Annotated in this window: 11 protein-coding genes and 1 tRNA gene (1 of these 12 running past the window's edge); 7 read left to right on the forward strand and 5 right to left on the reverse strand. The window is 65.2% G+C overall.

Annotated features, from left to right (window positions below):
- Positions 1-1,886 carry the 5' portion of an ATP-dependent chaperone ClpB gene (gene clpB, locus ACQY4K_RS06435; protein WP_428394444.1) on the reverse strand. Its footprint begins 706 nt before the window's first position, so the window shows 1,886 of its 2,592 coding nt (coding positions 1-1,886); the start codon lies at positions 1,884-1,886; its stop codon lies beyond the left edge, outside the window.
- 130 nt (positions 1,887-2,016) lie between these two features.
- On the reverse strand, positions 2,017-3,102 hold the full coding sequence (locus ACQY4K_RS06440) for a 2OG-Fe(II) oxygenase (protein ID WP_428394446.1): 1,086 nt from the start codon (positions 3,100-3,102) through the stop codon (positions 2,017-2,019).
- Between the two features lie 96 nt (positions 3,103-3,198).
- Between ACQY4K_RS06440 and hemH the strand changes: the two genes are divergently transcribed.
- The 6 genes from hemH (at position 3,199) to ACQY4K_RS06470 (ending at position 10,132) form a co-directional block, all read left to right on the forward strand.
- Positions 3,199-4,212, forward strand: a complete 1,014-nt coding sequence (gene hemH / locus ACQY4K_RS06445) for a ferrochelatase (protein WP_428394448.1) — start codon at positions 3,199-3,201, stop codon at positions 4,210-4,212.
- Positions 4,213-4,219: 7 nt separating this feature from the next.
- Complete coding sequence (locus tag ACQY4K_RS06450; protein WP_428394450.1) at positions 4,220-5,854, forward strand: ABC-F family ATP-binding cassette domain-containing protein; 1,635 nt, start codon at positions 4,220-4,222, stop codon at positions 5,852-5,854.
- Between the two features lie 117 nt (positions 5,855-5,971).
- Positions 5,972-8,431 carry a glycogen/starch/alpha-glucan phosphorylase gene (locus ACQY4K_RS06455; protein WP_428394451.1) on the forward strand — a complete coding sequence of 820 codons (2,460 nt, stop codon included), beginning with the start codon at positions 5,972-5,974 and terminating at the stop codon, positions 8,429-8,431.
- A 141-nt stretch (positions 8,432-8,572) separates the two neighbouring features.
- Positions 8,573-8,647: transfer RNA gene (locus ACQY4K_RS06460), tRNA-Thr, on the forward strand.
- 80 nt (positions 8,648-8,727) lie between these two features.
- A complete protein-coding gene (locus ACQY4K_RS06465; protein ID WP_428394453.1) occupies positions 8,728-9,630 on the forward strand; it encodes a DUF2971 domain-containing protein in 903 nt (300 codons plus the stop codon).
- Between the two features lie 187 nt (positions 9,631-9,817).
- Positions 9,818-10,132, forward strand: coding sequence for a SemiSWEET family sugar transporter (locus ACQY4K_RS06470; protein WP_428394455.1), 315 nt, complete (start codon positions 9,818-9,820; stop codon positions 10,130-10,132).
- An 11-nt stretch (positions 10,133-10,143) separates the two neighbouring features.
- Here ACQY4K_RS06470 and ACQY4K_RS06475 read toward each other — a convergent pair whose 3' ends face one another.
- Together ACQY4K_RS06475 and ACQY4K_RS06480 are read right to left on the reverse strand one after the other, a co-directional pair.
- Positions 10,144-10,887 (reverse strand): molybdopterin-dependent oxidoreductase, encoded by a 744-nt coding sequence (locus tag ACQY4K_RS06475; RefSeq protein ID WP_428394457.1) that lies wholly within the window; start codon positions 10,885-10,887, stop codon positions 10,144-10,146.
- A complete protein-coding gene (locus tag ACQY4K_RS06480) occupies positions 10,884-11,552 on the reverse strand; it encodes a cytochrome b/b6 domain-containing protein (protein ID WP_428394459.1) in 669 nt (222 codons plus the stop codon). Before ACQY4K_RS06480 ends, ACQY4K_RS06475 begins: the two co-directional genes overlap by 4 nt.
- A gap of 145 nt (positions 11,553-11,697) precedes the next feature.
- On the opposite strand from ACQY4K_RS06480, the gene ACQY4K_RS06485 reads away from it, so the two are divergent.
- Positions 11,698-12,270 (forward strand): hypothetical protein, encoded by a 573-nt coding sequence (locus tag ACQY4K_RS06485; protein WP_428394461.1) that lies wholly within the window; start codon positions 11,698-11,700, stop codon positions 12,268-12,270.
- Here the strand turns inward: ACQY4K_RS06485 and ACQY4K_RS06490 are convergent.
- Entirely contained in the window at positions 12,254-13,498 is a 1,245-nt protein-coding gene (locus ACQY4K_RS06490; RefSeq protein ID WP_428394462.1) for an adenosylmethionine--8-amino-7-oxononanoate transaminase, read from the reverse strand. The genes ACQY4K_RS06485 and ACQY4K_RS06490 overlap by 17 nt on opposite strands.
- Positions 13,499-13,501 lie beyond the last annotated feature (3 nt).

A 13,501-nucleotide genomic window follows, 5' to 3' on the forward strand; every position in this document is an offset into this window, starting at 1 on the left:
GCGCGGTCGTCGTCGAACAGGAACTCGGCCAGTGCCTTGGTCAACTCGGTCTTGCCGACGCCGGTGGGACCCAGGAACAGGAACGAGCCGATCGGCCGGTTCGGATCCTGCAGCCCGGCGCGCGCGCGACGCACCGCGTGCGCCACCGAACGCAGCGCATCCTCCTGGCCGATCACCCGCTGGCGCAGTTGGTCCTCCATGCGCATCAGCTTGCTACGCTCGCCTTCGAGCATGCGGTCCACCGGAACGCCGGTCCAACGCGATACTACCGAAGCGATGGCCTGCTCGGTGACCGCCTCGTTGACCAGGTGGCCATTTTCGGGCGACGCCTCGCTGGTCACCGCGATCTCGCTCTGCAACGCCGGAATGACGCCATACATCAGCTCCGACGCACGCCCGAGATCGCCGCGGCGCTGCGCGATCTCAACCTCGGAGCGCGCCGTGTCGAGCCGCTCCTTGAGCTTCTGCAACGCGCTCACCTGCTCCTTCTCGCTGCGCCAGGTCGCGGTCAGGCTGTCCGAGCGCTCCTCCAGCTCGGCGAGTTCGGACTCCAGGCGGCCGAGACGGTCGCGGGAGGCGGCGTCGTCCTCGCGCCTGAGGGCCTCGCGCTCGATCTTGAGCTGGATCAGCCGCCGATCGAGTTCGTCGAGCGCCTCGGGCTTGCTGTCGACCTGCATGCGCAACCGGCTGCCGGCCTCATCCATCAGGTCGATCGCCTTATCGGGCAGGAAACGGTCGGTGATGTAGCGGTTCGAGAGGGTCGCGGCGGCCACCAGCGCGCCGTCGGTGATACGCACCCCATGATGCAGCTCGTACTTTTCCTTCAGCCCGCGCAGGATTGAGATGGTGTCGGCAACCGACGGCTCGCCAACATAGACGGACTGGAAACGCCGGGCGAGGGCCGCATCCTTCTCGATGTATTTGCGGTACTCGTCGAGCGTGGTGGCGCCGATGCAATGCAACGTGCCGCGCGCCAGCTCCGGCTTGAGCAGGTTTGAGGCGTCCATCGCGCCGTCAGCGCGGCCGGCACCGACCAGCGTGTGCATTTCGTCAATGAACAGGATGATCTCGCCATTGGCGGATGCGATCTCTTTCAGCACCGCCTTCAGCCGCTCCTCGAACTCACCGCGGTATTTGGCTCCGGCCACCAGCGCCCCGAGATCGAGGGCGAGCAGGCGCTTGCCCTTGAGCGCTTCCGGGACGTCGCCGTTGACGATGCGTAGGGCGAGCCCTTCGACGATCGCGGTCTTGCCGACACCGGGCTCGCCGATCAGCACCGGATTGTTCTTGGTGCGCCGCGCCAGCACCTGGATGGTGCGGCGGATTTCCTCGTCGCGGCCGATCACCGGGTCGAGCTTGCCCTCGCGCGCCACTTCCGTAACGTCGCGAGCATATTTTTTCAACGACTCGAACGTGGCTTCGGCGTTTGCGCTGTCCACCTTGCGGCCGCGCCGGATGTCGGCGAGCGCTGCCTCCAGCGACTGCGCGGTAACGCCCGCTTCGCGCAAGATCCGCGCGGAGGGCTGATCCGATGCGGCAAGGGCAACCAGCAGCCGGTCCTGTGCGACGAAGCTGTCGCCCGCCTTGCTTGCCGCCTGCTGTGCCGCATCGAGCAGGCGCACGAACTCGGCTGTCGCCTGCGGCTGTCCGGCGCCGGCACCCTGGACCTTCGGCAGACGTGCGATCTCTGCGTCAATCGCGGTCCGCGCGGTCTGCGGCTGCCCGCCTGCGGCACGGATCAGGCCGGCGGCGGCGCCCTCCTCGTCATCGAGCAGGGCCTTGAGCAGGTGCTCCGGAATCAGCCGTTGGTGGAATTCGCGGATCGCGATGGTCTGCGCCGCCTGCAGAAAGCCGCGCGAGCGCTCGGTGAGTTTGTCCATATCCATCTTCATGTCCCTCTTCGTTAGGCGACGTGTTGATTGGGCGGGCGGCGGGTGCGTCCCTCACTAGGCAACGCGGCCACCCGTTCCGAGCTGAGATGGTCATCAAAGCGGCCGCCGACAATACGCGGACAGGTCAGGACACGGCCCGGTTGGCCTGCTTGATCGAACCCGCGTTCGCATCAAACACGAAAGGCAGGCAGGCGTAACGCCGACCGCGCACGACCGGGGCCACGGCGTGCATCAACGAACAGGAGAACACCAGCGCGCCGCCGACCCCTGGCCGGTATCGTCGAGAGCCGAATTCGGGGAACAGCAACTCACCACCGTCGAAATCGTCATTGAGATTGATCGAGACGGCAAAACGACGATGCGCGGTAGCACGCACGGTGTTGTCGCGATGCGCACCAAAGCAGCCGCGATCTTCGGAATCGTAACAGGCAACGATCAGCCGCTCGAGACGCGTGGCCTCGAACTGGAACGCCTTGCGGATTTCCGGCACGACCCTGCGGATGATACGGGCCTGGACCTGTTCGACGAGTGTGCCATCGCGCAGGACGCAGTCGTGCCGACGTTTGAAGCCGCGATCCGCGACCGTCGCCGACACACCGACTTCGGCCTCGGTCAGGACACCGGACGAAATGCCGCCGACGGTCTCGTAATGCGTCACCAACCGCTCGCAGAACGCGGGCTCAAACACGGCATCGAGGGCCAGGACCGGTGCCATGCGGTGAGTGTCGGCCCGCCATGCGGCGATCCGCTGCCGCAGCGCGGCGATCACCGCACCGACCGTGCCGCAATACGCGTCCCACACACCCTGCACGCGCAGCATCGGATCGAGCAGCACCCAGCGCGGACGATGTGGCGCGCGCGGGTCGTCGGGCAACGGTTGCGCGCCATAGAGCCGGCCCACCAGTTTATCAGAGTCCCAGAAGAAGCGCATCGCCGGCGGCGTCTCGGCGAGCCGACGCTCGGCCTCGTCAGCCGGATCGGCGCTGACGCCGAAGAAGCTCGCCTGCACGCCGTCGAACGGGTCTGGACTCGCTGCCCGGACCAGGGCGAGTGCGTCACCCACCTCATCATCGCGACCGGATCCAAAGAAAAACAAAACAATATGCCGGCCCGCCGCCATATCGAACGTGTAGGAGCCGAGTGCCGTCGTGCAGCGCTGGCGGAACCAGGGCGCGGGGTCGCCGGCGAGCAGGGTCGCATAGGCGGTCATGGGTGCAATCGTCCCTTGCACGATGAGGTCATGGGCCGGCTCGCTGGAGAACGGACGATCGTGGCGAAAATCGCGCGGCTGGGCTAGTCTGAGGGCATGAACGACCCTGGACTGCTTTTGATTAATCTCGGCACACCCGACGGCACGGATTACCGCGCTGTGCGGCGCTATTTGTCGGAGTTCCTCTCGGACCGCCGGGTGATCGAAGCCAACCCGCTGATCTGGCGGCCTATTCTCGAGGCACTCGTGCTCTCGCTGCGGCCCCAGAAGAGCGGTGCGGCCTATCGCCGGATTTGGAACCGCGCCCTCGATGAGTCTCCCTTGCGCACCCATACACGGGCCCAGGCGGAAAAGCTGGCACCACGCTTTGCCGCCGACGGCGTGCCCGTCGCCTGGGGCATGCGCTACGGAACCCCCTCGATTTCGTCCGCCATCGAGGAATTGATGGCACAGGGCTGTGATCGCCTGGTGATCCTGCCGCTGTATCCGCAATACAGCGCCACCACCACCGCGACCGCCAACGACCAGGCGTTCCGCGCTTTGATGCGGCTGCGTCGGCAACCTTCGATCCGTACGGTGCCGTCTTTTCCCGACCACCCGATTTATATCGCCGGGCTGGCGGCCTCGGTGCGGCGCACCTTGCGTGGGCTCGACTGGAAGCCCGACATGCTAGTCGGCTCGTTCCACGGCCTGCCGCAGAGCTACGTTGCCGCCGGCGATCCCTATGCAGAGGAATGCGAGCGCACCATGCAGGCGTTGCGGGCCAAGCTCGGGCTGGCGGCGTCGCTGACACCGCTGACCTACCAGTCACGCTTCGGGCCGGCCAAGTGGCTCGAACCCTACACGGCGCCGACGGTGGTCGCCCTTGCGCGCTCCGGCATCCGCCGTATCGCCATGGTGATGCCGGCCTTCCTCGCCGACTGCATCGAGACGCTCGACGAGATCGGCAACGAGTTGCGCGAGGAGTTCCTCGGAGCCGGCGGCGAGAAGTTCTGCGCCATCCCCTGCCTCAACGACGACGACCACGCCATCGACCTGCTGGAGAGCCTTGCGCGCACCGAGCTCTCCGGCTGGCTACGCCCGCACGTTGCGACCGCGGCAGCGGCCTGAGCACATCATGCTGCAAATCGAGAACCTGACCTTCAACGCCTATGGGCGGCGCTTCTTCGACCGCGCCAGCGTCACCCTGCCGGCCGCCGCCAAGGTCGGCCTGGTGGGGCGCAACGGGGTCGGCAAATCCACTTTATTCAAGCTGATCACCGGCGAACTGCAACCGGACTCCGGCGAACTCGGCCTGCCGCGCGCGGCCCGCCTCGGGATCGTCGCCCAGGAGCACCCGGCCACCCCGGTCAGCCTGCTGGACACCATCCTCGCCGCCGACACCGAGCGGCACGCGCTGTTCACCGAGCTGGAACTCGCGGCCCCCGAGCGCATGGCCGACATCTGGGGGCGCCTGATCGAGATCGATGCCGACACCGCGCCGGCACGCGCGGCCGAGATCCTGCACGGCCTGGGCTTCTCAAACGAGGATCTGGCGCGTCCGATGGCCGAGTTCTCCGGCGGCTGGCGCATGCGCGTGGCTCTCGCCGCCGCTTTGTTCGCGCAGCCCGACCTGCTGCTGCTCGACGAGCCGACCAACTATCTCGATCTGGAGGGCGCGCTCTGGCTGCAGGCGCGGCTCGCTTGCTATCCGAGTGCTGCACTCATCATCTCGCACGATCGCGAACTGCTGAACACCTCGGTCGCGTTCATCCTGCATGTCAGCGACGGCAAGTTGACCCTCTACACCGGCGGCTACAACGATTTCGAACAGCGCCGCGCCGAGAAGCAGCGTCTGCTTTCGGCCACCCGCGCCAAGCAGAATGCCGAACGCGCGCATCTGCAATCGTTCGTCGACCGCTTCCGCGCCAAGGCCTCCAAGGCGGCGCAGGCGCAGTCGCGTATGAAGCGGCTGGAGAAGATGACGCCCGTTGCGTTCAGCATCGAGGAGCGGGTCGCGCCGTTCATCCTGCCCTCGCCGAAGCGCCCCTTGGCGCCCCCTTTGTTGCGGCTGGAGAATGTCGAGGTCGGCTACGGCACCGCGCCCCCGGTGCTACGCGACCTGGACCTGCGCCTCGACGTGGATGACCGGATCGGACTGCTCGGCGTCAACGGTGCCGGCAAATCCACCTTCGCCAGGATGGCGGCCGGCCAGTTGGCGATCCGTTCGGGACGCATGCAGCGCGACGGCCGGATAGGGGTCGGCTGGTTCCACCAGCACCAGATCGAGGCCCTCGACCCCGACGAGACCGCGCTTGACATGATCAGGCGGGGCCGACCGCAGGACAGCGAGCAGTCGCATCGCTCGCGTCTCGCCACCTGGGGGATCGGCTTCGACAAGCAGGGCACCACCGCGGAGGCGCTCTCAGGCGGCGAACGCGCGCGCCTGCTGCTCAACCTGGTCGCCATGGACGCGCCGCATTTGCTGATCCTCGACGAGCCGACCAACCATCTCGACATCGACAGCAGGCGGGCTTTGCTCGACGCGCTGAACGATTACGCGGGTGCCGTGATCCTGATCACCCATGACCGCTCCCTGATGGAACTGGTGGCAGACCAGCTTTGGCTCGCCGCAGACGGCACTGTGCAGCCTTTTGCCGGCGATATGGACGATTATGCCCGCTTCGTACTCGAACGCGCCGGATCCGGCGCTGCTCCCTCGCAAACGCGGGGCCACATGAAGGCACGCAACAAGGCAAGAGCAAAAGCCTGAGGTAGCCGCACACATCCGCGCCGCAATCAGGTATCGTGCACTCCAGCACGAGTTCGGCAGCGAAACGAAGGACGACCTATGAGCATGACCCCCAGCCTGGTAACGGGAGATCTGAGCATGGACGACCGCCTTCCCGGCACTCTCGATACCGGGAACGACACCAAGCGTTTGATGAATGCACGGTATCGTCATCATCTGGAACTTGACGACGTCATCAGCGGCATGGATGCCACCGCGCGTGAACGTTTCGATGCCGTCGCGCGCTCGGTGCGCGACGTGCTGGCGGAGCGTTGGGTGCGAACGCAGCGGACCTACGCCGAACGCAATCCGAAACGGATTTACTATCTGTCGCTTGAGTTCCTGATCGGACGCTCGCTTGCCAACAACGTGCACAACCTGCTGCTCGATCCGGTCATGCGGGATGTGGCGAATGCCAATGGCCTCGACTGGCTCGGCCTGCTCGAAGACGAGCCGGACGCGGGCCTGGGCAATGGCGGCCTCGGACGCCTCGCCGCCTGCTTCCTGGACTCGATGGCGACCCTGCAACTCCCCGGGATGGGCTACGGGCTGCGCTATGAATACGGGATCTTCAAGCAACAGATCCGCAATGGCTGGCAGCGCGAAGAGCCGGACAACTGGTTGCGCTATGCCGATCCGTGGGAGGTGATGCGCCCGCAGGAGCGCGTCGAGGTGACACTGAACTGCTCCTTCGAGACCCAGGGTCGCACCCTGCGTGCCATCCCCGGGCGCATGACGCGCGTCGTCGGCATTCCCTACGACCGGCCGATCGTGGGCTTCGGCGGCAAGACGGTGAACACCTTGCGGCTGTGGGCGGCGCGCGCTCCCGACGCATTCGACTTCCAGGAATTCAGCAGCGGCGACTTCGTCGGCGCCGTCGCCGACTCACTCGCCGCGGAATCGCTCACCCGGGTGCTCTATCCGGACGACTCCACCACGCACGGCCAGGCGCTGCGCTTCGTCCAGGAATTCTTCCTGGTCGCCTGCTCGTTGGCCGATCTGGTGCGCCGCTTCCGTGCCGCGGGCGGGCAGTGGCCGGACCTGGCCGAAAAAGCGGCAATCCAGATGAACGACACCCATCCGAGCATGGCGGTGCCGGAACTGATGCGCATCCTGCTCGACGAGGGCAAGCTCGACTGGGACGCCGCCTGGGACGTGACCCGCAAAACACTGGCCTACACCAACCACACGCTGCTTCCCGAGGCGCTGGAGAAATGGCCGCTGCAATGGTTCGAGGTCATGCTGCCGAGGCAGGCCGAGATCATCCTGGAAATCAACCACCGCCTGATGGACAGCGTGCGCGCCCGCTTTCCCGGCAATAATGAGCGGCTGGCCCGGGTCTCCCTGATCGAGGACGGCCCCAAGCCCAAAATCCGCATGGCCAACCTGGCCATCGTCGGCTCGCACAGCACCAATGGTGTCGCCGCCATCCATTCCGACCTGTTGCGGACCCGGACCGTGCGCGATCTCGCCGAGATCTTCCCCGAACGCTTCAACAACAAGACCAACGGCATCACCCCGCGCCGTTGGCTGTTGCTGGCGAACCCACCGCTGGCCGCGGCGATCACGCGCGCGATCGGTGACGGGTGGGTGACCGACCTGAACGCGCTGTCACGTCTGCGCCCGCTCGCCGGCGATGCCGCGTTCCGCGAGGACGTGGGGCGCGCCAAGCAGGCTGCCAAGCAGAGCTTCACTCGCTGGCTGAAGACGACGGGCAATCTTACCGTTGATCCGCACAGCATCTTCGACTGTCAGGTCAAGCGTATCCACGAATACAAGCGCCAGTTCCTCAACGCGCTGCGCATCACCGTGCTTTACAATCGGTTGCGTGACAATCCCGACATGGAGATGCCACCGCGCACCTTCTTCTTCTCCGGCAAGGCGGCGCCCTCGTACACGCTCGCCAAGGTCATCATCAAATTCATCAGCAACCTGGCCGGCACCATCGATGGCGACCCGTGCGTGCGCGGACGCCTCAAGGTGGTGTTCCTGCCCGATTACTCCGTCACGCTGGCCGAGCGGCTGATCCCGGCGGCCGATGTCTCCAATCAGATTTCCACCGCCGGCTTCGAGGCGAGCGGCACCAGCAACATGAAGTTCATGCTCAATGGCGCGCTCACCGTCGGCACCCGCGACGGCGCCACCATCGAGATGGCGGAACAGGCGGGGGAGGAGAACTTCTTCCTGTTCGGCCTGACCGCGGCCCAGGTCACCGAAAACCGCGGCTGGTACAACCCGCAATGGCACTACGATCATGACCCGGAAACCCGCGCCGCGCTGGACATGATCTTCGACGGACATTTCAGCAAATACGAGCCTGGCATCTTCGATCCGCTACGCGCCATGCTGCTTGGCTCCGGCGACCGCTACATGCATCTCGCCGACCTCAACGCCTATCTCGAAGCCGACCGCGCCATGACCGAACTCTACGAGGATCCCGCGGAGTGGACGCGCCGGACGGTGCTGAACATCGCCGCCAGCGGCACCTTCTCCAGCGACCGCGCAATCGCCCAGTACGCGTCGGAAATCTGGAACGCGACCCCCTGCCCGGTGGCGTAGGTCCGGGGGCGCAGCCCCTGGACCCCGCTCGGGCCATCACGCCAAAGGCGTGCTTCGCACGGCGGCCCCAGACCCCAATCGATGTGCCTTGAAGGGTAAGGCGATTTCGACTACGGAGCAGCAGGCAACGGGCCGTCACGGGCCGGGTTAGCACAGCGGTAGTGCAGCGGTTTTGTAAACCGAAGGCCGGGGGTTCGATCCCCTCACCCGGCACCAGTGCTTCCCAAGGAGGCCCAGATACCCCAGACGAGGTGGAGGTCCATATCGTAATGGTACAGGTGCAACAGGATGCTTCTATGTCCGACGCGAAGAACGCCAAGCCAGATAGCCACTTGATTTGGCACTACACCAATTTCACCGGGGTCAAGGGCATCCTTGAGAAAGGTGATATCTGGTTGAACGAGACAACCTACATGAACGATCGAGACGAGCTTCGGGCCACAAGGGAGAGAGCCAGGGAAATTGCAGTCGGAAGGGCGGCAATGCTCGGGACCCATGACAAGCGATACATAATTGATCCTGAAGGTACTGCCGGCCGGGTAGCAGAGCGCGTTCGAACGATGGAGGCGGCTTTTGACCGCCCCGCGTTGGAAAACGTGTTTGTCGCCAGCTTCAGCCGTCGAGATAACGTGCTATCTCAGTGGCGAGCATACTGTCCTGCCGGAGGAGCCGCTCTTGGGTTTGATCGCGAGAATCTTTGCCGTGGGCTGGAGGCAGTCGGGATCAAACTCGCGGACTGCTCCTATGACGAATTACACGTTCGGAGGCAAGATGAGCCGGCGACAGAAGAGCAGCCTGGTCCGCCAGCCTTGCTACGAGAAATGCATCAAGCGTGCCAGCACCTTGCCGTCGAGATAGGTGGGGGCGCAGAGCTCGACTTCTCCTCCATTCACCGGATCTGCGCACTCTACAAACATGAGGGATTCTGCGAAGAGCAAGAAACTCGAGCGGTTTTTGTTCTTCGGCCACGAAAGGAGATGCAGCCTGCAATCGCGGTCAGGGAAGCTCGCGGCCGGCTGATACGCCACATCGTGTTCAAGTGGGCAGGCGATGGCGAGCCAGCGCTCAAGGCGATCCGGCTGGCGCCTGGTGAACCGCATGAACGACTTGCTGCGCAAGATTCGATGCGCATCCTTGCTCGCGAGCATGCCCCGACAGTCAAGATCCTGGAAAGCGTCACTCCAATTCGCCGCGATTAAGGGAAAATGTAACGCAGACTGGGCGCTCTCTTGAGAGACTCGATAACGAACCTCGAAAGGTCTTGCCCTCTTCCTCGCCCGACCTTTGCTGCTTGTCGACGCGCTGGTCCCGGCACTACACACACCACAAGCGGAGTACTGGTAGGGCGCCATGGGAACAAAGGATAAGCCGGTGAGCGTAGTCTCGATGGTCAGCCTGTTCGCTGCAACGCTCTCAATGGTCAGCTACGTGCCACAGGCCTGGACCATCATCCGGACCCGCAGCACCAAGACCGTGTCGTTGGGCATGTACCTGGTCACCGTGGTCTGCTTCATCGCGTGGCTCGGCTACGGCGTGCTCGTGCGTCAGTGGCCGATCATAGTGCAAAACATCATTTGCCTGGGACTGTCGGCATTTATCCTGACGATGAAGTTAATGCCGCAACGCGAGAAGGTGGCCGTCGCTGAGGCGCTGGATCCGTGCAAAACCGCCCGACCGGCGTCTCCGGCGTCCGAGGAATAGAACGCCAAGGCCTACACCCCCGCATACCAGTTATAGCCCTGGTTCTCCCAATAGCCGCCGGGATAGGTGTTTGTCACCGCGATCGCCTGGAGGTTCTTGGCACTCTTGAAGCCGAGCTTGACCGGTATGCGCAGCCGCACCGGGGCACCCCATTCCGGGGTCAGCGCCGCTCGCTCGAAATCAAGCGCCAGGATCGTCTGCGGATGCAGCGCGCTCGCCATGTCGATGCTGGTGGTGTAGCCGTCGAAGCAGGTGAAGGCGACGTAGCGCGCGCGCAGGTCGGCGCCGACGCGCTTGAGGAACACATGCAGCGGCACGCCGCTCCATTGGCCGATCTGGCTCCAGCCTTCGATGCAGATGTGGCGCGTGACCTGCCCGGCCTGTGGCAAGGCGCGCAACCGCCGCACGCTCCACAGGCTCTTGTCCGCGACCAGTCCGGTCACCGCCAGCGACCAGTCGTCGGGCACCGGGCGGACCTGCCAATCCTGGTAGTAGGCGTTGAAGCGGAATGGCTTGGTGACATCACTGACAGGGTAGGTCTCGGCGAGGCGCGAGCGGCTGAACAAAGCCGCCTGCACGCGATCATTGAAGCTCAGCATCGACCAGAGTGCTGCGTTGACCCCGCTATGGGTGCCGAGGTCGCAGCCGGTGAGCAGCGACAACGAGCCGAGCGATAGGCCGCCGCGGATCAGGCGGCGCCGGCTGAGAGCCCGCAGCTCGGCGCGCAGACCGGCTGGGTCGTCGACACCGCTCAAGACTCCTCCTCCGCCCGCATCGGCGCCACCATCGAGACCAGCGTGCGCGGGTAGATCGCGACCAACGTCACGTGGATCACCACGAACGCCACGATCGTGGCCATCAAGGCAAGATGGATGCCGCGCGCCACCGGATAGCCGCCGAACAGGCCGCACAGCCAGCCGAACTGCACCGGCTTCCAGATCGATAGGCCGGTTGCGATCTGCAGCAGGATGACCACGATTACGCCGACATAGAGCAGCCTCTGGACAGCGTTGTAGTGACCAAGCCGGTGCGGCAGCCTGAAGCGGAGTGCCCGTCCCAGGTCGCGACCCACGGCGCCCAGCCCCGGCGGCGGCAGGGTGCGTCGGAAATGTCCGGAGATCAGGCCGTAGGCGATATAGGCGATGCCGTCCGCGAACAGCAGCCACATGGCCGCCACATGCCAGGCAAAGGCACCGGCGAGCCAGCCGCCGAGCGTGAGCGAGCCTGGTATCAGGAACGGCAGGCTGGGGGAGGCATCGTAGATCTCCCAGCCGCTCAGCACCATGCAGGCAATGGCATAGACGCCGATCCAGTGCATCAACCGGACCGGCCAAGGATGAGCGGCTCGACGCAAACGCATGCTCCTCAAAGGCCGGCGGCACCTTCCGCCGGCTCGTGCGTATATGGCATCGCCACCCATACGGCGCCACAACCAGAACGGACGAGCGATGCCCCGTAATTTTGCAGTTCCCCTTCTCGCCGTGACGGCGCTTGCAGTATGCGCGGCCGGTGCTTCGGCACAGACGCGTATACGCGGCACTGTGTCGTCGATCAGCGACAACGCCATGACCGTCCACACCAATGCCGGCACTGACGTGACCCTCGCCTTGAACGGTTCGACCCACTACGCGACCGTCAAGAAGTCGAGCCTGAGTGCCATCACCAAGGACACCTTCATCGGCACCGCGACGAAGAATGTCGGCTCCAGGCTGGTGGCGCTGGAAGTGGTGGTTTTCCCGAATGCGATGCGCGGCACCGGCGAAGGCCATTACGCCTGGGACCAACTGCCGGATACGACCCTCTCCGGCGGCGGCAAGGTCGCGAGCACGATGACCAACGGCACGGTCGCGTCAGACACCTCCGTCGGCAGCCCGGGTAAGGTCGGCACCACGATGACCAACGGCACCGTCTCGACGGAGTCCGGCTCGGGCGGTGCGCGGCAGCTCAACGTCACCTATAAGGGTGGCCACAAGCATATCCTGGTGCCGCCGACCGCGCCGGTCGTCATGCTGGCGCCGGGCAGCAAGTCGGACGTGTCGACTGGGGATGCGGTGTTCGTCGCCGAGGCCAAGGGTGCCGCAAGCCCGACCGCCGGCGTGGTCGCGGTTGGGACCGACGGCGTCAAGCCGCCGATGTAGATGACAACGCAGCCGTGATCGCGGCGGTCAGACGTGACAGCGACGCGGTGTCGATGGTCAGCGCGGGTGTCAGATAGACGATGTCGCGGAACGGGCGGACCCAGACACCAGCCGCGACCAAGCGGCGCTTGAGTCCGTCCAGGTCGACGGGCAACGTCAACTGCACCACGCCGATGGCACCGCGCACGCGCACATCCAACACGCTGGGCAGGGCACGGCAGGGTTCGAGCTCGGCTGCAAGCTGATCCGCGATAACGGCCGCCTGGCCGAGCCGATCCTCGCGCTCGAACAGATCGAGCGATGCGTTGGCGGCGGCACAGGCCAGCGGATTGGCCATGAAGGTCGGGCCGTGCATCAGCGCGGCACTCGGATCGTCGTTCCAGAACGCCTCGAACACATGCCGGCGGGCGACCGTGGCAGCGAGGCCCATGGTGCCACCAGTCAGCGCCTTGGACAAAGTGATGATATCCGGCACAATTCCGGCCTGCTCGCAGGCGAACAGCGTGCCGGTGCGACCAAAGCCGGTGAACACCTCGTCGAGGATCAGCAACACACCGTGCCGGTCCGCACTCGCGCGCAATCGCGACAGCACCGACGCCGCATGAAAGCGCATGCCCCCAGCCCCCTGGACCAGCGGCTCGATCAGAATGGCGGCGACCTCGTGCGCATGGCGATCGAGGAACGCGTCGAACACCGCATGCGACGCCTCATCCGTCGGCAGCCTGCACAGATGGTGCCGCGGCAACACGCCGGCGAACAGGCTGTGCATGCCCTCCTCCGGATCGCACACCGCCATCGTGCCCAGCGTGTCGCCGTGATAACCGCCGTGAAAGGCGATCAGCCGGTGCCGGTCACGCACACCGCGATTGAGCCAATATTGCGTGGCCATCTTGATCGCCACCTCGACCGAGACCGAGCCGGAATCGCTGAAAAATACCCGATCGAGATCGCCTGGTAACAAGGCCGCAAGCCGCGCCGCCAGTTGCTCGGCAGGCGCGTGGGTCAGACCGCCGAACATGACATGCGGCATCGCCGCCAATTGCCGGCTGACGCATGCTGCGATGTGCGGGTGGTTATAGCCATGGCAGGCGGTCCACCAGGAGGCGATGCCGTCGATCAGCACCCGGCCGTCGTCCAGGGTGATCCGGCTGCCGCTGGTGGAGGCCACGCGCAGCGGCTTCATCGCCGTCTTCATCTGGCTGTACGGCAGCCAGAGATGATCGTCCATCGT

The sequence above is a fragment of the Lichenicoccus sp. genome (genome assembly GCF_965276875.1).
GTDB lineage: Bacteria > Pseudomonadota > Alphaproteobacteria > Acetobacterales > Acetobacteraceae > Lichenicoccus.

Excerpts from the sequence above, each read along its gene's own strand:
- ACQY4K_RS06440 (WP_428394446.1), bottom strand. The coding sequence starts at position 3,102 with ATGACCGCCTATGCGACCCTGCTCGCCGGCGACCCCGCGCCCTGGTTC.
- hemH (WP_428394448.1), top strand. The coding sequence starts at position 3,199 with ATGAACGACCCTGGACTGCTTTTGATTAATCTCGGCACACCCGACGGC.
- ACQY4K_RS06450 (WP_428394450.1), top strand. The coding sequence starts at position 4,220 with ATGCTGCAAATCGAGAACCTGACCTTCAACGCCTATGGGCGGCGCTTC.
- ACQY4K_RS06455 (WP_428394451.1), top strand. The coding sequence starts at position 5,972 with ATGGACGACCGCCTTCCCGGCACTCTCGATACCGGGAACGACACCAAG.
- ACQY4K_RS06465 (WP_428394453.1), top strand. The coding sequence starts at position 8,728 with ATGTCCGACGCGAAGAACGCCAAGCCAGATAGCCACTTGATTTGGCAC.
- ACQY4K_RS06470 (WP_428394455.1), top strand. The coding sequence starts at position 9,818 with ATGGTCAGCCTGTTCGCTGCAACGCTCTCAATGGTCAGCTACGTGCCA.
- ACQY4K_RS06480 (WP_428394459.1), bottom strand. The coding sequence starts at position 11,552 with ATGGGTGGCGATGCCATATACGCACGAGCCGGCGGAAGGTGCCGCCGG.
- ACQY4K_RS06485 (WP_428394461.1), top strand. The coding sequence starts at position 11,698 with ATGACCGTCCACACCAATGCCGGCACTGACGTGACCCTCGCCTTGAAC.
- ACQY4K_RS06490 (WP_428394462.1), bottom strand. The coding sequence starts at position 13,498 with ATGGACGATCATCTCTGGCTGCCGTACAGCCAGATGAAGACGGCGATG.